The sequence below is a fragment of the Spirosoma fluviale genome (genome assembly GCF_900230225.1).
Taxonomy (GTDB): Bacteria; Bacteroidota; Bacteroidia; order Cytophagales; family Spirosomataceae; genus Spirosoma; species Spirosoma fluviale.
In genome coordinates, this window is sequence record NZ_OCNH01000007.1 from 269987 (window position 1) to 296173 (window position 26187).

24 protein-coding genes are annotated in these 26187 nt (G+C 47.3%); 17 read left to right on the plus strand and 7 right to left on the minus strand.

The window, feature by feature from the left end; all coding sequences use genetic code 11:
- The first annotated feature begins 2 nt into the window (after positions 1 to 2).
- Positions 3 to 362: a membrane protein insertion efficiency factor YidD gene (gene yidD / locus CRO74_RS27715; protein WP_097130929.1), complete on the plus strand. Its 360-nt coding sequence runs from the start codon at positions 3 to 5 to the stop codon at positions 360 to 362.
- A 764-nt stretch (positions 363 to 1126) separates the two neighbouring features.
- Here yidD and CRO74_RS27720 read toward each other — a convergent pair.
- A complete protein-coding gene (locus CRO74_RS27720; protein WP_097130931.1) occupies positions 1127 to 1456 on the minus strand; it encodes a hypothetical protein in 330 nt (109 codons plus the stop codon).
- Between the two features lie 396 nt (positions 1457 to 1852).
- Here CRO74_RS27720 and CRO74_RS27725 point away from each other — a divergent pair, with 396 nt between their 5' ends.
- Positions 1853 to 2098 carry a hypothetical protein gene (locus tag CRO74_RS27725; RefSeq protein ID WP_101749435.1) on the plus strand — a complete coding sequence of 82 codons (246 nt, stop codon included), beginning with the start codon at positions 1853 to 1855 and terminating at the stop codon, positions 2096 to 2098.
- A 452-nt stretch (positions 2099 to 2550) separates the two neighbouring features.
- On the opposite strand, the gene CRO74_RS31390 is transcribed toward CRO74_RS27725, so the two are convergent.
- Entirely contained in the window at positions 2551 to 2832 is a 282-nt protein-coding gene (locus tag CRO74_RS31390; RefSeq protein ID WP_144035988.1) for a hypothetical protein, read from the minus strand.
- A 248-nt stretch (positions 2833 to 3080) separates the two neighbouring features.
- Between CRO74_RS31390 and CRO74_RS27730 the strand changes: the two genes are divergently transcribed.
- The 12 genes from CRO74_RS27730 to CRO74_RS32270 all read left to right on the plus strand — a co-directional run bounded on the left by CRO74_RS27730 (position 3081) and on the right by CRO74_RS32270 (position 16128).
- A complete protein-coding gene (locus tag CRO74_RS27730) occupies positions 3081 to 6209 on the plus strand; it encodes a SusC/RagA family TonB-linked outer membrane protein (RefSeq protein WP_097130933.1) in 3129 nt (1042 codons plus the stop codon).
- A gap of 40 nt (positions 6210 to 6249) precedes the next feature.
- Complete coding sequence (locus tag CRO74_RS27735; protein ID WP_097130934.1) at positions 6250 to 7779, plus strand: RagB/SusD family nutrient uptake outer membrane protein; 1530 nt, start codon at positions 6250 to 6252, stop codon at positions 7777 to 7779.
- Between the two features lie 110 nt (positions 7780 to 7889).
- On the plus strand, positions 7890 to 10169 hold the full coding sequence (locus CRO74_RS27740) for a glycosyl hydrolase family 95 catalytic domain-containing protein (protein WP_097130936.1): 2280 nt from the start codon (positions 7890 to 7892) through the stop codon (positions 10167 to 10169).
- 640 nt (positions 10170 to 10809) lie between these two features.
- The gene (locus CRO74_RS27745) at positions 10810 to 11118 is read left to right on the plus strand and encodes a hypothetical protein (protein WP_097130938.1); all 309 of its coding nucleotides are present in this window, start codon (positions 10810 to 10812) and stop codon (positions 11116 to 11118) included.
- 201 nt (positions 11119 to 11319) lie between these two features.
- A complete protein-coding gene (locus CRO74_RS27750; RefSeq protein ID WP_097130940.1) occupies positions 11320 to 12213 on the plus strand; it encodes a hypothetical protein in 894 nt (297 codons plus the stop codon).
- Between the two features lie 139 nt (positions 12214 to 12352).
- A complete protein-coding gene (locus CRO74_RS27755; RefSeq protein ID WP_097131154.1) occupies positions 12353 to 12901 on the plus strand; it encodes a hypothetical protein in 549 nt (182 codons plus the stop codon).
- Positions 12902 to 13240: 339 nt separating this feature from the next.
- Complete coding sequence (locus CRO74_RS31745) at positions 13241 to 13387, plus strand: hypothetical protein (RefSeq protein ID WP_218840243.1); 147 nt, start codon at positions 13241 to 13243, stop codon at positions 13385 to 13387.
- Between the two features lie 65 nt (positions 13388 to 13452).
- Positions 13453 to 14013 (plus strand): carboxymuconolactone decarboxylase family protein, encoded by a 561-nt coding sequence (locus tag CRO74_RS27765; RefSeq protein ID WP_097130942.1) that lies wholly within the window; start codon positions 13453 to 13455, stop codon positions 14011 to 14013.
- 168 nt (positions 14014 to 14181) lie between these two features.
- Positions 14182 to 14511 (plus strand): putative antibiotic biosynthesis monooxygenase, encoded by a 330-nt coding sequence (locus CRO74_RS27770; protein ID WP_097130944.1) that lies wholly within the window; start codon positions 14182 to 14184, stop codon positions 14509 to 14511.
- 70 nt (positions 14512 to 14581) lie between these two features.
- Positions 14582 to 14833: a hypothetical protein gene (locus CRO74_RS27775; RefSeq protein WP_097130946.1), complete on the plus strand. Its 252-nt coding sequence runs from the start codon at positions 14582 to 14584 to the stop codon at positions 14831 to 14833.
- Between the two features lie 133 nt (positions 14834 to 14966).
- Positions 14967 to 15959 (plus strand): sulfite exporter TauE/SafE family protein, encoded by a 993-nt coding sequence (locus CRO74_RS27780; protein ID WP_097130948.1) that lies wholly within the window; start codon positions 14967 to 14969, stop codon positions 15957 to 15959.
- A 43-nt stretch (positions 15960 to 16002) separates the two neighbouring features.
- On the plus strand, positions 16003 to 16128 hold the full coding sequence (locus tag CRO74_RS32270; RefSeq protein ID WP_262508252.1) for a hypothetical protein: 126 nt from the start codon (positions 16003 to 16005) through the stop codon (positions 16126 to 16128).
- Positions 16129 to 16261: 133 nt separating this feature from the next.
- Here the strand turns inward: CRO74_RS32270 and CRO74_RS27785 are convergent, their stop codons facing one another.
- Complete coding sequence (locus CRO74_RS27785) at positions 16262 to 17212, minus strand: GIN domain-containing protein (protein WP_097130950.1); 951 nt, start codon at positions 17210 to 17212, stop codon at positions 16262 to 16264.
- 724 nt (positions 17213 to 17936) lie between these two features.
- Between CRO74_RS27785 and CRO74_RS27795 the strand changes: the two genes are divergently transcribed.
- Entirely contained in the window at positions 17937 to 18458 is a 522-nt protein-coding gene (locus CRO74_RS27795; protein ID WP_097130954.1) for a DinB family protein, read from the plus strand.
- A 189-nt stretch (positions 18459 to 18647) separates the two neighbouring features.
- Here CRO74_RS27795 and CRO74_RS27800 read toward each other — a convergent pair whose 3' ends face one another.
- Entirely contained in the window at positions 18648 to 19550 is a 903-nt protein-coding gene (locus tag CRO74_RS27800) for a hypothetical protein (protein ID WP_097130956.1), read from the minus strand.
- 417 nt (positions 19551 to 19967) lie between these two features.
- Here CRO74_RS27800 and bla point away from each other — a divergent pair, with 417 nt between their 5' ends.
- Entirely contained in the window at positions 19968 to 20747 is a 780-nt protein-coding gene (gene bla / locus CRO74_RS27810; RefSeq protein ID WP_097130959.1) for a BlaB/IND/MUS family subclass B1 metallo-beta-lactamase, read from the plus strand.
- A gap of 367 nt (positions 20748 to 21114) precedes the next feature.
- On the opposite strand, the gene CRO74_RS27815 is transcribed toward bla, so the two are convergent.
- The 3 genes from CRO74_RS27815 to CRO74_RS27825 all read right to left on the minus strand — a co-directional run bounded on the left by CRO74_RS27815 (position 21115) and on the right by CRO74_RS27825 (position 23914).
- A complete protein-coding gene (locus CRO74_RS27815) occupies positions 21115 to 21606 on the minus strand; it encodes a transposase (RefSeq protein WP_179830324.1) in 492 nt (163 codons plus the stop codon).
- Positions 21607 to 21729: 123 nt separating this feature from the next.
- The gene (locus CRO74_RS27820; protein ID WP_097130963.1) at positions 21730 to 22188 is read right to left on the minus strand and encodes a helix-turn-helix domain-containing protein; all 459 of its coding nucleotides are present in this window, start codon (positions 22186 to 22188) and stop codon (positions 21730 to 21732) included.
- Between the two features lie 58 nt (positions 22189 to 22246).
- Positions 22247 to 23914, minus strand: coding sequence for a hybrid sensor histidine kinase/response regulator transcription factor (locus tag CRO74_RS27825; protein ID WP_179830325.1), 1668 nt, complete (start codon positions 23912 to 23914; stop codon positions 22247 to 22249).
- A 409-nt stretch (positions 23915 to 24323) separates the two neighbouring features.
- Between CRO74_RS27825 and CRO74_RS27830 the strand changes: the two genes are divergently transcribed.
- Positions 24324 to 26162 (plus strand): tetratricopeptide repeat protein, encoded by a 1839-nt coding sequence (locus tag CRO74_RS27830; protein WP_097130967.1) that lies wholly within the window; start codon positions 24324 to 24326, stop codon positions 26160 to 26162.
- The last annotated feature ends 25 nt before the right edge of the window (positions 26163 to 26187 follow it).

The following is a 26187-nucleotide window of genomic DNA, read 5'->3' on the forward strand; positions in this document are numbered from 1 at the left end:
CGATGACTCCACACGCAACCCGCCTGGTGACCATTAATGGCGTACGGGTTAAACTGATTTTAGACGAAAAGCAACAGGTCAGCGTCCTGCGTTCCCTGACCGGAACAACGCCCACCGATACCCAGGTGGATGGACTCTCGGTTCCGGTCGGCCCCCTGTGGCTGCGGCTGAGTGTGCGGGCTCTGAAGTGGTATCGCACCAAACGAGCCCCGGGTGTAGGGCCAGAATGCGTTTACGAACCCTCTTGTTCGCGCTACGCCGAACTGGCCCTGCGTCAGTATGGCTTGCGGAAAGGGCTCTATTCTACGCTGAAGCGTCTGCACCGGTGCCGACCCGGCGCGGGGGGAGTTGATCTTCCCTAGTAGCCTGTACTTCCCTTTACCCATGAACAGGGACTACCTGACCCAACTCATTGGGGTATTCCTTTATACAGTCTGAATGATGACGACTCGCTTCAGGACGAACCGGAAACCGGATTCAGCAGTAACTGGGCGGATCGTTGAGGCCCTTTCGTGGCGAGCCTCGGGTAGCAGACTTCATTGGGCGAGCGGGATGAGGTTGGGGGATTTAAGAGGACATACAGCGTTCAAACTAATTTATGGCCCCGGCCTGGGCCGCCATTCCAGATGCGTGCTGGACAAGCCGTGAATGGGGGCAACGCCAGTCTTGAGTAGCCAACGGCCATCAGGGGGTGGACTGGTTGGTGGCCTGACTACTGCCAGCGATAGTGGGCAAGGTCATCTGGGACCGATCGTCATTGACCGGTAGAAAAACGGGATGTTCACCATAACACGCCAGCTTGAGACGCTGGCGTACGCTATGACTGGTAGTTGACAGTTATTAAAAAAACCGACCAATCCCCCCCATTCGTTAGGCAGATACACTCTGCTTCATTCGTCTCAGGTGGGAGCGCTTAGAGGGACGGTGATTTTTACGATCTGTTTTACTTAGTTAGTAGCATACGGACTGGCCAATTGAATGCGAAATAACGGATCAACTGATACCCAGACTAGCTGGTCAGCAACGCCGATACGTCCACCGATACGTCCAACGGAGTAAGAATAGATGCGGTAGGCTTCACTTAATGGGTTAACGGCTGAAGCGCCATTTTTGCCTTGTTGATTGGCTAATCCACTAACTGTAGGGTGTAGCCTTCCCAAGCTGTTGGTCCCGGCTGGTAAGGAGGAAAATCCGACTGGCTATCAAGCTGCTTGTCGGTATCCGGCAATTCGCCATACGTTTCCCAATGATGCTTCACATAGGCGAGGGTTCCGGTGAAGAGTTTTTGCATGTACTCGACCTTTTGCTGCTCGTTCATCCCCCAGCTGGTTTCCGCACCAAGAACATGAATCGTGCGACTCTGGGTGGCATCATCAACCTTGTAGATAAACAAAATATTCAGCCCTTCTTTGTCGGAATTCGTGGGCTTGGCCTCGATAAAGGTTAGTGTAGGCATAGGTCGTTTGGTTTCATGCAAGGCGGAGAGGTACCGCTGAAGTTGGCATAACGGGTCAGCGAAATCGTTCCCCCTTTATCTGACAACTTTTCCAAGCAGGCTTATGTTCTCGCCAATGCCCATAAACGGTGACCCGTCAGGTATCTCAGTAAGTTATATCCCAAGGACAGAGGGAATGCTCTTTTCGTAATTCACCTAAAATCAGCGTTTTAAAAAGACAGAGATTTTTTTATCTTTCCAAAGCTATCCGTAGCATACGGATCAACGATTAGGTTTTTAAGTCGACACAAAACGCTATCCCAATGGCTACGGAGAAATTGCCTGATCAGGCGGATGTCATTGCTTTCCCACCCTTGCTATTTGGCGCTACTTTACTGATTGGCCTAACCGTGAGCTATGCTTTTCCCACATCAGTTGTTGAGCCAGCCTTTACCGGTATACTCGCAATCCGATGCATCTATCCTTGACGCTGATTTATCTGGGGTGTCGGTGGCGATGAATGCCTGGTGGGGGCTCCTCCTGCTCATCCCCCTGTTAGTGGTGGTTCAGAAAGGCATCGTTGAGCGCGAAGAACAATACTTGATCCGCAAGTTTGGCCAGGACTACTTGAGCTATAAAGCCCAGGTACGCCGTTGGTTGTGAGACCTCCTACCAGGTCATATCCATACGAGGTTCTCACTTTTATTAGAAGCGTTAGTGTCCTACTAGAACATTTGGTGTGAATATTAGCTCCGCTTGTTTCCGTATGCTACGGACAGCGTTTAACAGCGGGTAAAACAGGCTATACAATTAACCCCTTTTCAAGAAGCAGATGCAGGAATATTCGACCGTCTCGCTTAGGAGCGTTTTAAGAGATCTCACCCTTAAATCCAAAATTCAATAGCTGTTTAAAATAATCTGTCGTATATGATCCCGCTAAAGTACAACGCTTGACCATTTATGAGAAGCTGGTCAAGCGTCGTACTTTAGCGGTAAATATATTATATGTAACTAGAAGCGATTTTCAGATACGGGAAATGTACCCTTGTTCTTAAGTTGAATTTGTATCAATATTAATGGTGAAACTTATTAAGTCTCATATTGCTGGCAAATTATCAGACGTTAGGGCATTGGACAGATAACTTACCATCAATTAAGACTAACGAACCCGTCTTCCCTGATGTGTCTGCTCCCCGCGAAGGGGTCGTCGAAGGCGTTTCGCTAAAAGTCCAGGCTGTCATCTCATCTGGTAATGCTTGGTTGATGGGTCGAACGCTGGCCTGGCTATAGTCAGCCTGTGCCGGTGATGTTGCCGGGTTTCCCTCGTTTAGGGTAACTATGTCTACACCCATTCGTGGGCTGGCTACGAGTGTTTTTACTTCTATCTGAATCCGCATAAAGTTACGCTTTACTTCCTGCGGGGTGGCCGTTGTAACAGGTACCAGTTCCGGAGCCGGTATGACCTGTAGGATGTGCTGCGACTATACAAATGTGTACACACATAGATCGATCTATTGTAGGCTACTAGACTACCCAAAGCCTTAATTTGCATCTATGCTATAAAAATTATAACTATAAGCCGATTTTCGTACGATGCCAAGATAAATACCTGTACAAAACTAACCTCTATAACCCTTTCTCTTCTATGCAATGTCTCTACTTATTCAATTCCAGGGCAGACGGGTGTTTGTTCACCACTATCGGCGATTCAGCTATCGCGCCCAGAGGTAATGCAAAATCAGCAGGTACAAGAACGTTACTCGTGTTGCTGAGCCTTTTGCTGTTAACAGGAAGCCAGGGAGTTTTTGCCCAAAATCGCTCTGTTTCAGGTACTGTATTTGACGCAGGAGGTTCGCCTTTGCCCGGAGCAAATGTTCAGTTAAAGGGTACCTCCATAGGAACTATCACTGATGTAAATGGAAAATACAGTGTTCAGACTTCCAATGTGGCTACGTTGGTGTTCAGTTATATCGGTTACACCGCACAGGAGGTGCTGGTGGGGAGCAAAACTACCATTGACATTAACTTAGTGCCGACAGCAGAATCACTTTCTGAGGTGGTTGTAGTAGGTTATGGTGTTCAGCAAAAAGCTAACTTGTCGGGTTCAGTATCAACTGTATCGGGGAAAGAACTAACGGAGCGTCCTGTACCCAACGTACAAAATCTTTTACAGGGCCGGATTGCGGGATTGGATGTAATTCAGTCTACCGGTGAGCCCGGGCGGGATGATGCTTCGTACCAATTGAGAGGATTTGGCTCCTTTGGGGCCTCAAACTCTCCCTTGATTTTAGTGGACGGGATCATTGCCACTATTAAAAATCTTTCACCTCAAGACATTGAGAGCGTCACGGTATTGAAAGATGCGGCCTCGGCCTCCATCTATGGTGCCCGTGCGGCCAATGGGGTAATTCTGATTACGACCAAAAAGGGGAAAGCAGGTAAATCCGAAATAGAATACGCGGCAAGTTACGGGATAAGTGAAGCCACGAGAGTGCCTCAACTCATAACCAATTCAGCAATGTACATGGAAATGTACAATTCGGCCAGGGCACGAAGCGGGCAGGCTCCGCTTTATACACAAGCCCAGATTGATTTATACAAAAACAACCCTAATAATGAGCAATACCCCAACTTCAACTGGCTGGACTATGTACTCGGCAAAGGGCCTATCACAAATCATCATTTAGGATTTAGTGGCGGTAATGAAAAAACTCTATACAACATCTCGTTCAACTATTTGGATCAGGATGCAATAACTAAAGGGTATAAATACAAGCGTTACAACGGGTTGATCGACTTTTCGAGTCAGGTTCATAAACGAGTTCGGGTGGGAACCAACATCAACCTTTCTTTTCAGGATGCAAAAGCTCCGTGGCTTACCAACGACAACCTTCTTTTGCTGGCCTACGCTACGGCACCCACGTATGGCCCCTTTTTGCCGGATGGCAGCGGCAGAATCTCAAACAGAGATTTTGCGAGTAACGGAGGAGTCAATCGGAGTGTAGAAGAAGTATATGCTACGGGAGGCCAATTTACAAAGACCTATAACGTCAATGCTCAGGCATTTGCCGAAGTTGAGATTTTAAAAGGGTTGAAATGGTTCAACAAGGCCGGGTTTACGTTCTTCAATGACCAATATAAAAACAGACAATACGGTTCCCCTTCGTACGCATATCAGCCGGATGCCTCGGGTAACTATGCGCAGGTAGCCAATGGAAATCCAACCTTTTTTGGACTCCAGCAGAATGAAAGCCGCAACATTACCAAGACGTTTTTCAGTACCCTGAATTATACCAAACAAATCGGAACGGAGCATACTTTAGGGATTCTGGCCGGCTATGAGCAGCAGAATAATCTTACTGAAAACATACTGGGCAATCGGTTTGATTTCCCAAACACAAGCATAATGGTATTGGATGGCAGCGGTGCCAATAATCAAGCTACCGGCGGAGGAGCGTCGGAATGGGCCTTACAATCGTTGTTTGGACGGGCTAATTATGACTATAAAGGCAAGTATTTTCTGGAGGGTAACATTCGCCGTGACGGCTCCTCGCGGGTGGCACCCGATTATCGCTTTGGGATATTCGGAGGAGGCTCCGCGGCCTGGAGAATATCGGAAGAAGGATTCATCAAAAATTCGCTGTCCTGGGTGGATAATTTAAAACTGCGGGTTTCGTATGGTACACTGGGTAACCAGGAAATTGGAAACTATCCGTATCAGGATGTACTAAGCCTAACAGCGTATCCCTTCAGTGGGCTTAGTACGGGTGCTGCCGTCACCCGATTGGTCACAAAAGATTTGAAATGGGAAAAGACATCTATGCTGGATTTTGGCTTGGACATCGATATTTTCAAAGGGCTGTTTGGCGCGACGATCGACTGGTACAAGCGCAATACCACCGACATCCTTTCCCAACGCGCCGATTTGCCCAACAGCGTGGGTTTGATCGCACCTATTGTCAATGCCGGAGCCATGGAAAACAAAGGGTTTGAAATTGAACTCAGGCACAGAAAACGGTTTGGCGATTTCAATTACGGGGTAAGTGTACTCTATCACCGGTATAGAAATCAAGTCACTAAAATTCTTGCCCCTACTTTAGGAACGATCGAAGTAGGCCAGCCTTATAACAATTTCTTCGTTTACGAATGGATAGGGGTGTTCCAGAGCCAGGAAGAAATCAACAATTCACCAAAGCAACCTTTGTCCGGTACATTGAAACCCGGAGATTTGAAGATAAGGGATCTGGACGGCAACGGCACCGTAGGGCCGGAAGATCGGGTTCGCATCAGCCGTTTTCCTAATTACAACTATTCGTTTAGTCTGAATGCGGGTTGGAAAGGATTTAATGTGAGCGCGTTTTTCCAAGGGGTGCAAGGAATCAATACGCAGGTGTCCGGTTGGGGCTATGAACCCTTTCAACAAGGCTCGGCACCACCGGTCAAATTCCTCAATGCATGGTCTCCTACCAATCCAAGCAATTCCGTTCCGGCTACCTACCTGACGGGCTACGCTGGGGTATCGGGTTATAGTTCTACCTATTTTATTCAGGATGCGTCGTATTTGCGCTTAAAGAACCTCTACCTTTCTTATGCACTCAATGAGCAACTGCTGAGTAAGATCAAGTTGAAGGGACTGACCGTTTATGTATCAGGTGACAACCTGGTTACTTGGACTAAATACGAAGGAAACGACCCCGAGCGCGCCGGCTCCGGCAGATTTGCCCAATTCCCTCAGTTGAGAATCTACACGGCCGGCGTAAGCATCAAGTTATAAAGACAGACGTTTGATTTACTTTAATTAAACTGTTACGAGAATGAAATTCAACAATAAATACATAGCTTCTGCATTGCTGGCATTACTGGTACTCACTACCCATACATCCTGCAATAAAGACTTCCTCGATAAAAACCCGCTCAATGCTATTTCCGGGCCTACTTTCTGGAAAACAGAAACGGATGTGCAGATGTCGCTTACGGCCGTTTACCGAACGTTACAAAACAACTTTTACGGAGCCCGCAAGCCCTTTTTAGATTCCTATTCTGATAATGCCCTGGATAGACATACTTTTTTTGGCTTTGGAAATTATACCATTGGGGTTATCAATCCTTCCAATGTCAATACCGCCCTGTACAATGTACCCTACTCAGGAATTGCCCAGTGTAATTATTTTTTGGACAATATTGATGGGGTAGCGGCCGTATCGCAGGCCAATAAAGACAGTTACAAGGCTGAAGTACGTTTTATTCGGGCCATGTATTATTTTGATTTGGTACAGTTTTTTGGTGATGTAGTGGTTTATAAAACGGCCCCAAAAACCGCCGAAGAATCCAAAATAGCCAAAACTCCCAGAGCAGAAGTTCTGACGTTTGTACTGGAAGACATCGATTTTGCCATCTCAAAATTGCCGGCTACTGCTTATTCAGGTCGTGCGGTGAAGGCGGCCGCCCAAATGCTAAAAGCCCGGGTAAGGATGTATCAACAAAACTGGGCCGATGCTACGGCGATTACCAAAGAAATCATTGACTCCGGCAAATTTTCGATCTACCAGGGAGGTTACGCCAATCTTTTTCTGACGAACACCCAGCAGAATAACCCCGAAATCATTTTTTCAACCAAATTTCTTGCCCCCAACAATCCACAAGGGGGCGAAGGTATGCTGGTGGAACTCGGCTGGTACGGAGCCATTGCGCCCTATCGTAACCTCGTCGATGACTATGAAATGGCCAACGGAAAACCAATCACAGAGGTGGGCTCGGGCTACGATGCTGCCAACCCTTACGAAAATCGGGACCCAAGACTCAAGATGACCATTTTGGTACCTACCGATTCTTACAAAAATCCAGATGGTTCTACATTTGCCGTTACCGATCCATTACTTACCGGTTTTAATCAAAAAAAGTATATGGATACATCTAAACTGCCTTGGGATCGATCTAAAATCACGGTGACAGACATGAACGTGGTACATACTCGCTATGCCGAAGTTCTGCTGGCGTATGCTGAGGCAAAAAATGAAGTTTCGGGCCCCGATGCCACTATCTACGACGCCATTGATAAAGTACGTACCCGCACCGGCGTAAACCTCCCCCCTACTGATAAGACTAAATATAATACAAAAGAATCGCTGAGGGAGTTTATCCGTCACGAAAGACGCATCGAACTGGCACTGGAAGGGCATCGCTATTTTGACTTGAAACGATGGGGCATCATGGCGGCAAAATTATCGGCCGTCAAAAATCCGGCAGGTGTAACGCTGTCCTTTGGCGAGAAAAATAATGTGCTTCCATTTCCACAAAATGAATTGGATAGAAACACGAACTTGACACAGAACACAGGCTATTGACAAGTTGGGAAAGTGAAAAGAGCGTTGGTGTTTCCTCCTAAATCAGAAACATCAACGCTCTTTATTAGTCCCTGACGAATAGTGCGATTTTAAACATTCCGGACAACCTAATGAAGTCAATCATACTGATCTCCCTGCAACTGTTTCTGTGTTTTAGCTCGCTTGCCCAAATCGAACGTAATCGAATTGGGCTGCAATTTGATAAAATACCTTCTCGTTGGGATGAGGGCTTGCCCCTCGGCAATGGTCTTATCGGCGAACTGATTTGGCAAAAAGAAGATAAACTGCGCTTTTCGCTCGACCACGCCGAACTCTGGGATATGCGCCCCATGAAAGATCTTCACACCCCCGGTTTTAATTACAAGTGGGTCAAAGAACAGGTGCTTGCCGACAACTATGTTGCTGTACAAAAAATTGGCGACCATCCCTACGATCGTGAGCCTGCTCCAAGCAAAATACCGGGTGCTGCCCTTGAATTTGAGGTCAAAGACTGGGGCGGTGTCAAACAGGCTATGCTCAATATCGAAAATGCCGAAGCTATAATTCTCTGGCAAAACGGGGTAAAAATGACTTCGTTCGTTCATGCCAAACAAAACATTGGCTACTTTAAATTTGAAAATCTTACTGATCTGAATGTTAAACTGTTAGCCCCAAAATACGAAGGCAGCTCTGGCAATACTGTCGGTGGCCCCGTAGACGGCGATGATTTGGCAAGGCTTGGCTATAAGCAAGGGAAAATTACCCAAGGTGACCGATCCTATCGCTATATTCAGCAGGGATGGGGGGAGTTTTACTATGACGTGTATGTAACATGGAAAAAAACGAGCGCTAAAACGATTGAGGGACAGTGGGCTATCTCTGCCCATTATCCCAACAAGCCTCAACCAGAAGCCCCCAAAATAGTGGCTTCGGCTCTGGCTGCGAGTTATACTGCAGCCTGGCAGGCGCATCAAAGCTGGTGGGCAAGCTTTTGGGCAAAATCATCTGTATCATTGCCCGATCCGGTACTGGAAAAGCAATATTATCTTGAACTGTACAAGTTTGGAAGTGTCGCCCGAAGCAGTACACCCCCTATTTCATTGCAGGCAGTTTGGACCGCCGACAACGGCCGAATTCCCCCGTGGAAAGGCGATTTTCATCATGATTTAAATACCCAACTAAGTTACTGGCCAAGTTATGCCGCCAATCATTTGGACGAGGCAACGGGCTATCTCAATCACCTTGATCAAAATCGAGAACAATATAAAAAATACACAAAATGGTATTTTGGGTCTAACGGCCTTAATGTGCCGGGTGTCACTACGCTTTTAGGAGAAGAAATGGGCGGTTGGATTCAATATTCGTTTTCACCCACGGTATCGGCCTGGCTGGCGCAACATTATTATTTACACTGGCGATATAGCATGGACAAAGATTTCTTAAAAACCCGGGCCTATCCTTGGTTTAGAGAAGTCGCCCAACACCTCGAAGAGATCACCTACATCGACAAGAATGGATACCGTCAGTTACCGTTGAGTTCAAGCCCTGAAATTAATGATAATAAAAAATCGGCCTGGTTTTTAGAAAATACCAACTACGATTTGGCTTTGATGCGATTTTTGTTTGCTAAGGCAAACGAACTGGCACTTGAACTGAATTTACCCACAGAAGCCGAACGTTATTTGAAAATCCTGAATCAATTTCAGGCTTACCATTTATCTGATAATCAAGAGCTTAAATTTTCAAAGGATCTACCCTACAACAAATCTCATCGCCATTTTTCGCATCTGATGGCTATTCATCCTTTGGGTGAAATTCGCTGGGAAAACGGACCAAAACACCGGGAAATCATTCAAAATTCACTCAAATTACTGGACAAAGTTGGCCCTGCCTTGTGGTGCGGCTATTCGTATGCTTGGGAGGGGAGTCTGAAAGCCCGCGCCAAAGATGGCGAGGGGGCGGAAGCGGCCTTGTCCGATTTTGCCACCGCCTTTTGCTCCACAAACTCCTTTCACCTCAATGGCGACCAAACCAAGTCCGGCAAGTCGAGTATGACGTATCGCCCTTTTACGTTGGAGGGCAACTTTGCCTTTGCTGCCGGTATTCAGGAGATGCTTTTACAAAGTTATGCCGGACAAATTGAGGTTTTCCCCGCCGTTCCCCAAAAATGGCTTCAAGCATCATTCAAAGATTTACGGGCCGAAGGGGCGTTTTTGGTAAGTGCCCAAAAAACCGAAGGAGTCGTGTCGAGCATTGAAATAAAGGCCGAAAAAGGCGGAAAAACAAAAGTAAAACTGCCATTTAAAACCAACTCTATTGAGTTTCAGAAAGGAGTAAAGGTCATTGCGAAAAACACCGAGATGATGGAGTTGCTATTTGAGAAAAACGGAAGAATTAAAATTAACAAGTAAGTATCTACCCAATGAAAAAATAGTCTCTTTCCTGTGTTTTTTTGATCATATACATTTATCTGGCTAACGGCTAGTCAAACCATCTGCGGTTCAGTACAAATAGTAGGGACAGGGACGCATTATGTTTGTGCGTTTGGCGTGGCTACCTGGCTTGGCCAAGAGTAGGACGGGCTTATCACAAACTCAAGAATCAGGCCCCAAGCCAATTTGTCAGGCAGCTTATCGGTAGTAGCCGGGATAGTACTATTGACTAAGAGAGCGGCCAGATTAGTAGACAATTGCAACTTGATCCGCTATTTTTTCGCTAATCACCTATGCCGTTGAACGAGCGTCTCGTAATAAGCCCGAATTAATGAGCAGATGTATGAACACTTCGTCTTTTCAGGCGCGAGCTTATTTATGAACGTTTCCTCGTCTCAAGGAGGAGCGTTTTTGCGAGACAATGATTTTACGATCTGTCTAATACAATTAGTCGCTTACGTCGGGCAAACGCCTACATCACGCATTACAGTAAGCTATGTGGTTTATATTGTTAATTTGTATAGAGAACTATTAATGAGCTATGGATTTGATCTAACAATGTGGTAAGGCCTGATGTTAGTCAAGATCAGATGTAGTAAACTCACTCCCCACTTTGCCCATGAAAAACGAGCCTATTAAACAGAAGATACTGGCCGATTACACAACGCTCTTAGGTCTTAAACATGATAATCCCGACTTAATCAAGGAAAAGCTCAAACGGATTGGGGAGCGCATTAACCATCTGGGTACTACCATTTCCGAAGAGAAGGATGTAGTTGGCGATGCGGCTCGTCTAGTCGACTCGGCTCTGACCATTGAGTTCGTGACCTTTATGGAATCCTTGACCGAGGATGACCAAGAGGAGGCACTAGCTCAGCTAAAGCACAAAGTGGCTGAGGCTTGCCAGCTTCTCCAAATTCATGCTTAGCTACCCTTTCCCAGATTGATCTGGTCCGTAGCATATGCACTAAAATTGACCGATACTACCAACTGAATATCTACTTAGCAGATCAATTAAAAAGATTATTTTTATTTACTAGTTATCAACTCCAGCAAGTATCTTACGAATCAGGACAGCTTATTGTTAATTTTTTAACACGGACGGTTTAATCATACAATCTTGTTTGCTATGAGCTATGATCCTAGACGCCTGGCCATTTCAGCCTGGCTAATTGGCAGTATACTCGCTTGTCAATCTAATCAACAAGGGTTAGATCCTCTCCTTTCAACTCCTAAGGACTCCCTAATTACGGTAGCCATTCCTGACTTTGCGGCTATCGTTACCGCTTCCCGTACGCCCCGAGGTAAATTAGATCGAATTATTACTACCTATGGACAGAGCAATCCCGTTAGCTCTACCATTAACCTACTCTATGATGCTCAGCAGCGCGTTATTGGTCTTACTGCGCTTAGTGCCCCCTCAAAGGGAGTGAATAACGCGGTCATTTACGAATATCAACATGAACGACCTTACCGAACTTTTTCCAAGGCCACTCAGCCAGGAACTTCGCCCAAGGAGTTTTATTTTATGCAGCAGATGGTCTACGATGCGACGGGTCGTCAGAGTGCCCAGCTTCTTTACCGAGTCGAGCTGGATGGGCAAGCGCGCTTACTGGAGCGCCAGGCCTTAATTTACGACTCGGCCAATCGTCTGATTGAAATCAAAGACCCCAGTGGCGTTGCGGTTGGCCAACTTTTTGAGTATGCTGGAAACAATATGAAGTTGCTCCGTCATAAGGACGCAAAGGGCGTCTTATCAAGCTCCCAAACCGAATACTACTATGACAGCAAACCGAATATACTCAAAGGCATTTATTGGACACTGAACCTGGATTACATTCACCATAATTTAAGTGACAATAACTTTGTTCGTCAGACGGTTAAGAGTACCTCAACTAATCCTGATGGAATACCAATACCCACAGATTATCTAACCGAGTATGATGCTCAGCAGCGGTTAATTCACCGATCAATCAGCTCATCTCCGGGGCTTGTAAGAGAGTTTTATATATTCAACGACTGATCATCGTCTGCCTTTAGCAAATAGATGGGTAGTCATCGTATTTGAGTAGTTTATAATTCAAAAATTTCAAGCCTTTGTACTATTTAAATACTAATTTTTAAAGGATCGCTATTATCTTTACGAAGAATCCGAAATGCTCATGTTACAAAAACGAGTCGCTGTTGGCCTATTTGCGCTACTCCTTTGCCATACACTGGCCAGTGCCATTGTGGGTATAGGCGGGTGGTGGCAGGCTGAGAACGACTTGTCGGAACGCTTGTTGGTATACCGCTCGGTTGATAGTATCGTCGAGTTTCAGATTCCGCTCCACGATAAAACCGATGGAACCGCTATTGCCCGTACCACCGAAGATGGCTTTCGCTACCGGGGACACTATTATACGGTTGTGAGCCTGGACGTTCAGAATGACCGGCTCCTGATTGCTGGTCTGGAAGCGCCAAACCGCTCGTTCTGGCAGGAGGATTTACTCGCTTTCCTGAATGACCACCTCACAGCGTCAACGGATACCGGGCATAAGGCCAGCCAACTGCTGAAGCTCCTGCTGAAAGAGTACTCGCCTGGTTCATCGGTTGCACTTCAAGTTTTGCCTGGTATCGGTGCCGAGTCAATTCGGATTCCCGATGTTTCGTTTGCTTTCTCCACGCGCTCGGCGCCCATCCACTCACCCCCGCCCCAATGGGCTGCTTAACGGCTAGTTGCGTCTGGATATCTGCTTCAGCCTAATACGGCTGGTAGACCTATGTCGTTACGCCATACGTCTCTTCTCATGTTTTTGCTGGCTGTTGGTTTGACCTAGTAAGTCACCGGCTACTTCATAGTCGTGGGGTCACTCGTGACTGTAGACTTGTCGGCAGTCAATCAATTCCTGCTGCTGACTGGCTTATAACGCGTTCTGAGCAACGTAAGGCTAATAGACAGTGTAGGATTCAGCCTGGCCTGGTACTAGCAGGAAGCGTTTGATTGGTAGGGTACGTTTACCCAGAACCTACCGGGCCAGCTACCGGCTTACTCGTTAGTGGATACCCAGGTGAGCTATCGCTTGCCCGCGCTCAAAACGACCGTTAAACTTGGTGCCAGCAGCCTGGCTAATACGTATATGGTGCAGACCTATGGCTCCCCAGCCTTGGGTGGATTGTATGACCTAACGCTCAGTTTCGACCAACTGATGCGGTAATCCGAACGATTGCACCCCCTTTTGACCGATCTGAAAATTTATCAACTCTTTTATTCTTACTGACAATGGCACATATTCAATTACCCGACGGATTACCCGGCATTTTGGGTCCTATGGCCTACAGCCCTCTAACGACAAAACCGCTGAACGAATTAGCCGAGGTACTGCTGCGTACCAATGCCAGCGATTCACTCACGCAAGGGGAACGTGAGCTGATCGCATCCTATACTTCCCGGCGTAATGACTGTTTTTTCTGCTCGACCAGTCATGGCGCAGCCGCCGATTATTTGCTGGGACGGGAAAATCAGGTAGTAGCCCAAACCTGGGCTAATCCGGATACCGCACCCGTGTCTGCTAAAATGAAAGCCTTACTGGCGATTGCGGGGTGTGTGCAGCAGGGAGGAAAACAAGTTACGCCTGAATTAGTGGATGCCGCCCGAGCGGAAGGAGCAACCGATCGGGATATTCACGATACCGTATTAATTGCGGCTGCATTTTGTATGTATAATCGCTACGTAGATGGGTTAGCCACGTGGGCACCCCAGGACCCAGCGGCTTATGCCGATATGGGCGAGATGCTGGCGATAAAAGGCTATGTACATGCCACAGAAGCGCAACTCGCTTGAAACGTAAAGTCGGATCAATAGGATTTATTGATCCGACTCATTAATCATAGGTTGGTAGTTCGTGTTCCCCACTGGTTTTACGTGGTGGGGACATCTTCACAAACTTATGATTTTATTACACGACTCCCTATGCTAACTGGCAAAGGATACCCATTAAATTGATACGTCATGAAAACAAATAAGTGGAAGTTGGGGCTGCTGGTCTGGTCCGCCATGTTTCCCTTCAGTACGATCATCAGCTATGCCCTGGCTCAGTTGCCCTTTATGGCGCACTGGCCTTTAGTGGCCCGGACCTTTTGCCTAACCTGCTTACTGGTGCCATATATGGTTTGTGTGGCCTTACCCTTTCTGACCCGACGCTTTCAGAAATGGATACAAGTTACGCCTGGCCAAGGAGATATAGAGGCCGCTAAGCAGCAGACTTTACCTAATCAATCCGTAGAAATACAGGCCCAAACCGGTAATGTACCGCCCAGCAGGCAATATGCCCTGTCGTAGCCATGCACGGGGTGGGTTTATCTTAACGTTTACCCATTAATTAATTCATTTAACTAAAGCAAAACAGAGTATGGAAAATGCCAATGACCACGTCCTGAAAAATCAGGAAGCAATTCTAGCCAATCAGGAGCACATTCTCAAAAATCAGGAGTCTATCCTCAATAACCAACATAGCCTGGAGTCAATTCTGGACAACCAGAAAACCATTATTACCAATCAGGATAGCATTTTAGGCAACCAGCAGTCTATTCTCAAAAATCAGGAAACCCTGGATGCGATTCTGGCCAACCAGGAAACGATTTTAGGCCTGTTGAAAAAATAGAAGGTTATCGGCCGGGCTTACGGCCGGGCCCTGATTGAATCGGGGCTGGTGACTGATCAGTCACCGGCCCCGATTATTCGTTACCAGTATATGTATTGCCATTCCTTATCGGCTACTTGCTCTGTTTCCTGCCATGTCTACTTCCATACGGCCCGCCCGTCGAATACCTATTTTATACTTGCTGTTTCTGGTCAGCGTATTGAGTGGCTGGGGGTGGTACATGAGTTCGCTGCCCGATGTGCATTTTCTGGCTCGCCGGTGGACGGCTGCGCTAACGATGGTGCTGGGTTCATTCATCGCCGGATCAAGTCCGGAAGGTAGCGCGGCCATCTCGTATCCCGTTTTCACGCTACTCTTAAAGATTCCTCCCCCGGTGGCCCGTAACTTCTCCTTCGCGATTCAGAGTATTGGCATGAGTTCGGCTACGCTGCTCATTCTGGGCCTGCGCGTTAAGGTAGACTGGAACTACATCCGGTACGTAACCCTGGGTGGGATTTTTGGCCTTGTATTCGGAACCTATTACGTTGTACCGTTGATTTCGCCGGTTGCTGCCAAGCTCTTTTTCGTCTCGCTCTGGCTGAGCTTCGGCATTACCCTCTGGCGTGAAAACCGCAATCCGGCCCGTATCGTTGTCGACACCATTCCTGACTTCCAGTTGCCCGATATGATTCGGCTCGCGTTATTTGGCCTGGTGGGCGGGGTTATCTCGTCCATCTTTGGTACCGGTATTAACATCTTTACCTTTTGTCTGGTCACGATTTATTACCGGCTCAACGAAAAAGTAGCCACGCCGTCCTCAGTCATCATCATGACGATTGAGACCCTGCTGGGTTTTTTTCTGCATACCCAGGTACTGCATGACTTTAACCAGGAGTCATTCGAGTTATGGCTGACGTGCATCCCGGTTGTTATCTTCTTTGCGCCCCTAGGGGCTTTCGTGATCACCAAACTCGCCCGCCCAATCATTGCCCGGCTGCTCTACGTGATTTTAATCGTGCAGTTTTTTGGGGCGCTGATTGTTATTCGTCCTTCCGGCATTCAGTGGGTACTATGTATCGTAACCCTTGCTGCCGGTTTAGGCTTATTCGCTTACATCGCTCGTTTACGGCGCCGTTCCGTCCGCTAACGGCAAAATCTTCTTCTTTTTACCTCTTTCAAGCTCAACTACAATGTCTATACTACGTACCGAACCCATTGGCAGTGTACCTCATCCCGACTACCTTCAGCAAGGGCTTCTTTTAGTAACTGGACCGAGCGTCGGCCGCAAAGAATTACGTCGGGCGTCGCTGCGCTAAGGAAATTCGATCCGGGCCGCCGGGCGGTCCAATTTTAGTGACTTTCAGTTTTTTACAAAAAAGAGGTTTTTATGAGACAGTAATTTTTTACTATCTGTCCAATGTAATCCGTCGCACACGTCTCTTAGGTTTTTTACTGGACAAGCTTTACTTTTCGGCCTTCGTCACTGGGACTAACCGTCAGGAAGGGTTTGCCCCGCAACCGGCCACCCCTCATCACCTGCTCCACCTGCTGGTTGGTCGCTACATACACTGTCGTGCCGACGGGGAACTGCTTTTCCCGATCGGCGTAGGGCAACAAGGTAAAGCCGTTGGTTTCATTAACTTCTTCGCCTGGCGCGTAAGAAATCAGTGTGATAGTACGAAGTAAGGGACTGTTGTTTTCAAACCTGACGTTGATCAGCTTAAGCCTGGCAGTTGCTTCACTTCCGTCATTGGTAGCCGAAGTTAACGGGCGGTTGGCCACGTTAATAACCGTAGCGAACGCCTGATTGACTCCGTTTACCCGTTGGGCATTAACGCGAATGGTGGCGTTGGCCTGGGTAACGACCTTCGCTGATTGAACCGGTAGGGCGTCGGCATTCACCGTGCCGTTGGCCCAACTGATAACGTCCAACGAATTGACTTTGCCCGTAAGCGTTACGTTCCCATTGGCTTGATTAATCAGGGCGAATGACTCACCCTGCAGGCCATTTACCGTCACATTACTATTGGAGCCGTGTGTCAGTTTCTTTAGCGTTGGGGTGATAATCCTGACCTCAATATTAGCTTTACTAATCCAAAAAGCTCGTCCCTGCGGGTCTTCAAAGGATAGATTCAGCTTGCCGTTCTGGTTGTCTGCTCGAAGCAGCGACAGCAGATTGTCATCGAGGGTAATGTCCACGGACGGTTCGGCACCGCCCACTTCCACGGTTACCGCTGCCGGAAACTGGTGGATTTCCAGGGCGTCGAAGGGCTTGACCGACGTCGTCTGGCGCACGGGTCGGCCACTACCCCGCAATTCCTGGTTAGGATCGTTCTTACCCCGTTGGGCCATCGCACCAAGCGACAACAAACAGGTTGCCAGCAAAAGGAAGTGTTTCATAGTACGAATTAGTTAGTTCAGGCTGGTCAGTGCATTGGGGTCCTGGTCCAAATGCGTTCAACTCCTATGCCACAACCTAAAAAAACGTTCTGAGCCAGCAAACGCGGTTGTCGGTAGGCTTAAGTGTCCGTAAACGGACGGTTGGCCGTACACTTGCGGACAACCCAACTGAATAAAAAGCACCACTTGATTGGGCGCTGCCCTACGTAGTACGTATGGTACCGTATCTATTCGCCCTGCAACTTCTTCACTGGATTCCTTAAGGCGGCTTTCATCCTCTGGAGGCTCACCGTCATCAGCCCAATGCTTCCTGCTAGTCGGCCCGCCAGCAGGAAGCATTGGGCTGATAACGTCAATTTTGTATTCAACGTTGAGTACCCATTGTTTCCTGGCGTACCACGCCAGGAAGGCGTCATTAACGATAGCAAACAGAACCAGTTAAAAAAAGGCCTGGGAGAGCCGTGTATTGATTCCCCAATTTATGGAAAGGGGAATTTTCTTCATCTCATGTGGGAGGGTTTTATCAGACACTAATTTCTTAATAGATGCCTAGTTGTTCGTAACAGCGGCTCAACTAGTTGCGTAAGACGCTAGTATTCGTACAAACTGTCTGTCTGTAAAAGCTTGTAACTCTTCCAGAAACATGGTCCGGTAGGATACATGTTCAGTCGGTATAACCTAACTTTAACAATGAGGATTATAAACGATCCTTTCGCGATCAACTATGTTAGACATCGTCAAACACAGTCTCTGGACTCAATTTGGGGCAAGTATTGATTCGCTGAAAAATGCGATAGAACTGTGGCCACAAGCGTATTGGGATACGGATACCCGGTTTTTTTACATTGCCTATCATTGTCTAATCATGTTAGATTATTATCTGACCATTCCCTACACGGGCGAGTTTCCCTCTACCCTACCCTTTACGTTTGCCGAGCCTGGGGTGCAAGCTAAAGGTGTTTTGGGGGATATGGTTCCCAATCGGATCTACTCGAAAGCTGAAATGCTGGCTAGTTTGGCTACAACCCGAGAAAAGTGCAGGGTTTTTATCGAAGGCCTGACAGAAGAGAAGATGAATGAGCGTTGGATCGAAGGACCAGAAGCCTATGATATGAATTATGCGGTGCCTGAAATTCTATTCTACAACATGCGGCACGTTCAACATCATGCCGCTCAACTCAACATGATTTTACGTCAAAAGCTGGATCAGTCTCCGGGCTGGGTGTTTCGGGCTGACAAAAGCTGATCGACCTTCAAAAATCGTATGTTACGTATCGTAGTTGTAATATATTGAAACAAACAGTATACTTATACGCCCTGTTTAAGACGACTTTACGGGAACATATCCTCGTCTCGGAAAGGAGCGTTTTGTAGAACGATTAGCGTCAATAACTATCACCCTAGTTTGTCGTATATCAACAAGCACTAACCGTAGCTAGTGCCTAAGTAAAAGTCTCTTTCTCTTTTTAGCCAGTAGCTGGTGCAAGGCCGGTTCGACCGCTAACGCATGACCACACCCGAAACTGACCATGACTCGATCATGCTCGTCTAAGGCCTGATCCAATTTAATCAATAAAAGACTATCCCTGATCATTTTTGACCGCCGACCAACCTCACAGAAATGACAGTCCCCACCATTGATATAGTCAAACTTCTCGATGTCATGGGTTAGGGCCAGCACAAATGGCCGGTTCATGTACTGCTGATAAAGCGCTTTGAAGTAAGCCAAGGACTGCTCACCAGCCGATAAGGGAAAATGATGGCTGACAAACGAGCGAACCACATCATTAAAATAAGGCTCGAAGGGTTGCTCTTGATTAGCTACCGTTAAGTAAGGCACAACAATGCGCTCCATGACGTAGTAGAGATACAGTTCCTGCCTGGGATAGTACTTTAGGGCTACGGCAAATTCTAAGCTGTCGGGCGTATCCCCATTGAGTAGTGGAATGTTGGTCTGATCCGATAAATACTTCATGCAGCCGGTTTCGCCGGCTTCAAAGGCTGCTTTCATTAAGCTGGGGTAATGGAGACTTGGCTTAACTTGTCCGCCTTCATTAAAGGCAATTTGTGGTTTTAGCTGAGCAAACAGCTTTTGAAGGATCCTAACTTGGCGATCAGTCGAATCCCGAGTGTGATTGCACCCCACAAAAACCAGGTGTTTGGCTTGGTTGGCTAGCTCGATCACATAAGGCGTCCGGACGTGTGGCAACCTCTGGCCAACGTCTACATAGTCCAGGGTGCGAAACTGACGGATTTTGCTCTTGGTGGCCTGTTTGGATCGGCACCCACTAGCCAATAGGCCAATCAAGATAAGTGGTAGCAGTACTTTAAGGATCATTTTCAAGGCTGTTACATGAGTGCCCTTTTGTAAAGTAATGCAAATTGTCAGACAAAAATAGCCTTATGTTTTCCCGCCGTCTGACAACTTAGGGGCTTAGGAAGCCGAAAATTCTTCAAGCAAACCAGAGAAGCGGTAGTTCAAATAACACCCGTTTACGAAGCAGATATATGATAACTATCTGTCTCGTGCGGGAGGGCTTTGTGAGAGTTGAATGGTTACCTTTTGTTGACCGGCTAGTTAAGGCATTGAGATTCTTCAACCTTATATCCTTAATTTTGGCATTGTCTAAAGCCGTATTTAATCTGGTGTTTCCTAGTTTGATTATTCCATACGCCCTCATACAACACGCTGACGTTTAAAAGAACAAAAATTCATAACAGCCGTTCCGCGCACGGCCAATTTCAAAACAACCAAATGCGATTCCTCTCATTAGCCATAACACTGGCTTTCTCTTTGACTTCAGCTTACGGACAGACTAACCCAGATAGACTTAAAATTGAACACTTGATTGGCGATTTTTATGTCTATACGACCTATAACACCTACGAGGGGGACAAAACACCAGCGCATGGTATGTACCTAGTCTCTAATGACGGAGTTGCTTTGTTTGATACCCCTTGGGATACGACCCAGTTTCAGCCCTTGCTAGACAGTATCAAAACCAGGCACCATAAAAACGTGGTTATGTGCATTGCCACCCATTGGCATGGCGACCGAACCGAAGGACTTGAATACTATAAGCAACAAGGCATCAAGACATATACCACTTCTCGAACGGATGAGTTAAGTAAAAAGAACAACAAAAAGCGGGCTGAATTCTTACTGAATAAAGACACCACGTTTACGTTGGGGCAATACTCCTTTGAAACCTTTTATCCGGGCGAAGGCCATACGCTTGACAATATAGTAGTATGGTTTAGTCAGGAAAAAATTCTTTACGGTGGTTGTTTGATAAAAGGGGCCGATGCGGAGAATTTGGGATACTTAGGTGACGCCAATGAAGCCGAATATGAGACAACGCTAAAGCGAGTCAGCGAAAAGTGTCCCCATCCCAAGTTTATCCTAGTTTCCCATCATGACTGGAGGAATCTGAATTCGTTAAAAAACTCAATAAAATTGGCTAAGCGACTGCGAGCAAAAAAAACACGAGCCATGGGCTTCTCCATGTTTAATGGCCGAAGTAAATCGCTTTAGTAAAATCAGCGCATCCCAGAAGTTCGACCCCGGTAAGTGTGCTGAGTGAACGCTGTCAATAGTATTCTCTTTGAGTGTATGAGCCTTTAGCGACAGGCTGCGAACACAGTATTCCTTGCACAGCTCTGGGACCCGTCTCGTTAAACGCCCGACTTATAGATACTCCCTCGTCTCAGTCGGAAGCGAATTGTGAGACAATGATATTTACTATCTGTCAAGCGCCGTCAGTCCCATTCGATTAGTAATTCATTCGGCTTGCTCGTAGGTAAGAAATAGAGGTACTTAGTTGGAACAATAGCTTCTATAGGGACTATTAGCGGATGCGTTGTTACTTTAGCCAATAGGTATTCTATTATTTGTTAAGCAATCACGCAGAATTAATCTTGATTATGTTCCGATTGGCTACTTCCGAGAAGTCAATCTTGTATTCCTGACCAAATCCACGAATGATAGCAAAGATAGCTTTCTTCAGGTAGGCCCACGATTTGTAGTCCGCCTTCTTCAGCCAACGATACTTGAGCGACTTCCAGACCAATTCAATCAGATTTAAATGGGGACTGTAAGCTGGCAGGAAAAATAAGTAAACGTCCTTTTCTTCCCAGCCAGATTGCTGTCCGTATACAGCCTGACAGCGATGAATCGGCCCGTTGTCCAACACAATCACGACCGGTTTAGCATGAGCTTTGGTAACAAAATCGGCTAAGCAGTCCACTACGAACGCGCCCGTCAAGGCCTTTTCGCTGTGGTATACAGTAAGCTGATTATCCAAACTCAGTAGCCCCAGCAGATTAATGCGTTTGGTCGCAATGCGAGCCGGTAAGCCAAGGCGGTGGCCTTTCTTCTGCCAGCCGTAGGGCACATAGGTCGGACCGCCGATGCGGTTGCATCGTCAGTCCTGTTTCATCGGCGAAATAGAGTTCGATCAGTCCACATACCCACAGCGTGAGCAGGATTTGCCACCGCTGGAAGCCGTCAGCGTAAGCTAAGGGATCCTGAAAAGGCTTGGTGGTCCGCCGAAGTCGGTGCCAAGCGTAATCGTTTTTTTTAGAAACCGCTTGACTGTATCTCGACTCATGGATTGGCCCAACGCTTTTTCCAACTCAGTCTTGATGCGTCCAGCATCTTGATAATTAGCGGCTACCGCTTGTGTCAAGGCTTGTTGATGAGCGGTATTGGTTAAGCTCAAGATTGCTCTACGCCCTTGCCCTTTCTGACGCATCAAGCCTACTAAACCTTGCTGTTGCCAGTTAGTGAGCCAACGGCTGACGCTTATCTGGCAGACCTCCAACTCAGCGGCAATGGTTTTGACAGACCAACCTCTATGGCTCCAAAGCAGCGCCTGGCAAGATCGGCGGAACTCATGTTTAGGATGGTACTTGATGCCCTCTCGTAGCGTGAGTTGTTCAGCATCAGTTAGTTCGATACAGCGTTTACGGCCCATACCGAAAGATAATGACTAAACTTAAATTTGCGTGATTGCTTACAATCAATTACTTACATTATATGGTTCCCTTAAACTTAGCCGGCGAATACCCAAAATAGTCTTGAAATACCTTTGCGAAATACGATTGGGAATTGTAGCCCACCTTGTAAGCTACCTGCGCTACGTTCAACTCACCCTCTTTCAGCAACTCAGCGGCTCGTTCCAAGCGAACCCGATGTATGAAGCGATTAGGGCTGAGATTCGTTAAGGCAGTTAATTTGCGATGAAGCTGAGTGCGGCTCATACCTGCCTGACTTGCCAGCCACTCTACATCCAGTGTTTCCAGCTCGATATTGTCTAGAATTGCCTGATGCACGCGACTCAGAAAACGCGCTTCGCGGTCCGATTCTGGTGTAGGGGCCGACACAGTCAGAACAGGCTGGGCCATAAATTGCTTCTGCAAGTTTTGGCGTGTACGCAGCCCGTTGTTGATCCTCAGCTCCAACTCAATTAAACTAAAGGGTTTGCCGAGATAATCATCTGCCCCAGCCTGTAAACCTTTCAGTCGGCTTTCGGGGGAGGAACGAGCCGTTAGCAGAATTACCGGTATGTGGCTGGTTCGCTCGTTTGACTTTAACCGTTCGACTAGTTCGTAACCGTCCATTTCGGGCATCATCACGTCACTTACAATCAAATCGGGCACTTCGGCCAAGGCTTGCTCAAGGCCCTGACAACCGTTTGGGGCCGAAAGCAGCCAATACTGAACCGACAGAAAATCTATCAACTGCGTCCGCAGGTCTTTATTGTCTTCTACTACTAGCACGAGCGGTTTATCAACGGAAAAGTTTCGCTGAATCGAAGACGGACTAACCGCAATGGACCGAATGGGCATTTTCATTATAGGGTGTCGTTGTGGCAGTGCTGGTTTAGACGGCCACGGCTCAATTGTGCTTTGAGGTATCAAAGGCAATTCTATGGTGAGAACGCTACCCCCGCCAACCTCGCTTTCGACCGCCACACTGCCGCCAAGCCAGTCGGTCAGTTCCCGGACTAAGGCCAACCCGATACCCGTGCCGGAATAAGCTCGTGTCGAACCTTCGTCTACCTGATAAAAACGCTCGAAGATTCGGGCCAATTGGTCCTTGGGGATGCCGATACCCGTGTCGGCCACCCGTATTGTGAAACGGTCAGTTCTGCTAATAAAACCCGTTACACACACGCTGCCCCCGGCGGGCGTAAACTTCAGAGCGTTGGCTAGCAGATTGTACGTAATTTTCTCCCATTTGTCACCGTCAAAACTGTACAATATGTCGCCCGATTGACCGGACGCTGAAGTTACCATCTGCTCATCCGAGTTAAAGGTCAAATCAATTTTGCTTTGCCTGGCTAATCCCCCAAACTGCGCTACAACCTCACGAATGAACGCCACTGGATCACCTAGTTGAGTGGAAGACTCAAGCTTACCTGCGTCCAAACGCGTAATGTCGAGTGCTTCAGTAATGAGCCGGAGAAGCTGATGCGCATGGCGTTGAATGATATCAGTCTGTTGTTGTTGTAGTTCAGTCAATGTGGTCTTAGCTAACTGCTCGTGAGCGTTCAGGATGATCGTTAAGGGCGTTCGAAAATCATGGGTGACATTGGCAAAATACTGGCTCTTTACGGTGTCAATATCATGCAAGCTAGCCGCTTCTAATACCTTACGAGCCAGTTCCTTCCGAAGCCTACACTGCCGATTCAAGCTCATTACTGTCCAGAGGCATATACTGAACAAAGCACATAGAGCCAATATTAGATACCAAGTTGTTTTCCAGAATTTTGGATCTACCTGAATCAATATATTAATCATCTGCGACTCCCAGCTGTCCTGCCGTTTCGGGGACGGAAGTATGGATTGTTGGGCCTGGATAGAGCCTATATAACATTCACCAAGCAGGCAAGTGAATAGAAGCAACCGTATTACCAGATTCATAAGGCCATTAGGAGCGAGGACTCGAAAGTACTTAACTGTAAAACTCTACTAAAATGGTATAATTCTAACCAAGATGGTCTAATTGTGATAGACTTTATAGGGCCTAATGATGGATTTTTGATACGTAAATGGACAAGCTTTTCTAGTGCATTATCTACTATCCAATCATAACCTCCCTCCTCTTATGCTCATCGTTCGTTCGTTCAGTACCCTCTTTTGGGTACTGTTTTCACTGGCTGCATTGGCCAATCCTTTTCTAAACCGGCTCGAAAAAGCGACGCCCGCTAACCGGATCATTATCGTACTGAATCAATTTGACACCTGCTCGGTCCTAACCCAAAACCGGGCCAACGCATTTAATATGCTGACTCTGGTAGTTTCAATGGGACGAAAGACTGGCGATGACCGGTTGGTTCGTTACTGCCGTTTTGTGAAAGATACCTATGACAAGCACGGTACTCTCAGTAATATTGAAAAAGCCGCCATGTTTTTAACCGTTGGTCGGCGGGCCGAAGAGGCAAATGATGAGCAGATTGCCGCCGTTTGCCGCCATTTTGCTGGTGAGTACTACTTTTTAAATAATGATTATGGCAGGGCATTTGAGCATCTGCTGGCGGCTAACAAGACATTACGCAGTATGGGCATCGGGCAAGTCCCCGAACTGAGTCGGTATCTCTTCGAGCTGGCGTACAACTACTACCATGTAGGCGACTACGAAACGGCAATCCAACTGCTTCACGAGTCGGCCCGATATCCGGCCTACAATCCTAATCTGGCCATCCAGACCCAAAACACACTCGGTATGGCCTATACCCAACTTAGCAAGGTTAAGGGCCTTAAATACACCGAAAAGGCAGAATACTTTTATCGCAAAGCCCGGCAAACAGCCGCTATGTACGGCGATTCACTTTGGATTGGCCTGGCCTCCGGTAATCTGGCCCACCTGTATATGCAGCAACGAAACTGGAAAGCTGCCCTGGCGGCTCTTCAACTGGACTATACGCTGGGTATGAAGTTTGGCGATAAGCGAATTCTGCCCAATCAAACGGCCGTGAACATGGCCGCCGTATATGCCAGCCGTCATCAGTGGGATAGCTGCGTCTATTTCCTGGGGCAGTCCATGAAGCTTTACCGGCGTAACCTGACCAGCACCGACTTCACCTCGTTTGGTCATACACTGCGCGATGAATATTACCTCAAAGCATACTATGATGTGGCGCGTCAGTATTACAGAGCCAGGGGTAATTTACCTAGGGCGTATGCGTATTTTGACAGCCTGACCATTCTCACAGACCGGATTAGTAAACGCCAAAATTCCCGGCAGGTCTGGTTAGCCGAGCAGACATCACTAATTCAGAAACACCAGTCGGAAGTAAGGGTCATCGAAGCGGAGAAAAATACGCAGCAACTACTGTTCTGGAGCATTGGGGTTGGCCTGGTGCTGGTATCCGGTCTGTTTTTTCTGCTATACAGGTCCAGCAAACTCCGCCACCGGCAGGAAACGATTATAAATATTGAACAGGAACGTTCGCTGCGGTTGCAGAAACGAATTGTTGAGGACGAACTACAGCAGGCGAAAGCAGATCTGGAGGTATTTGTTCTTAATCTGCACGAGAAAAACGCCCTTATTGACACCATAACAGCCGAACTGGAAAGCCTCTCCCAGCTTCAGCGGAGAAGCCATGAACAGCAGCAGATTGCAGAAGCCCAGCAGAACCTGCTCGATTCCAGCCTGCTCACCAACGACGACTGGGACGAGTTCAGACGGCGATTTGAGCGGGTGCATCCTCATTTTCTGCGGCAGTTGAAAATCCAGTTTGCCGACATCAGTCCTGCCGAAGAGCGCCTGCTGGTCTTGTTGAAGCTCGGCATCAACACCCGCCAGATGAGCCGGATGCTCGGCATCTCGCCTGACTCGATCCGTAAAACCAAATACCGGATGCGCAAAAAACTGGGTGCTGATAGTTCGTCCTATCTAATTGACTTGTTAGCCGAAAATTTTCCTGAGCCATCTCACTCATAATCAAGATATTATATTTTGTCTATGC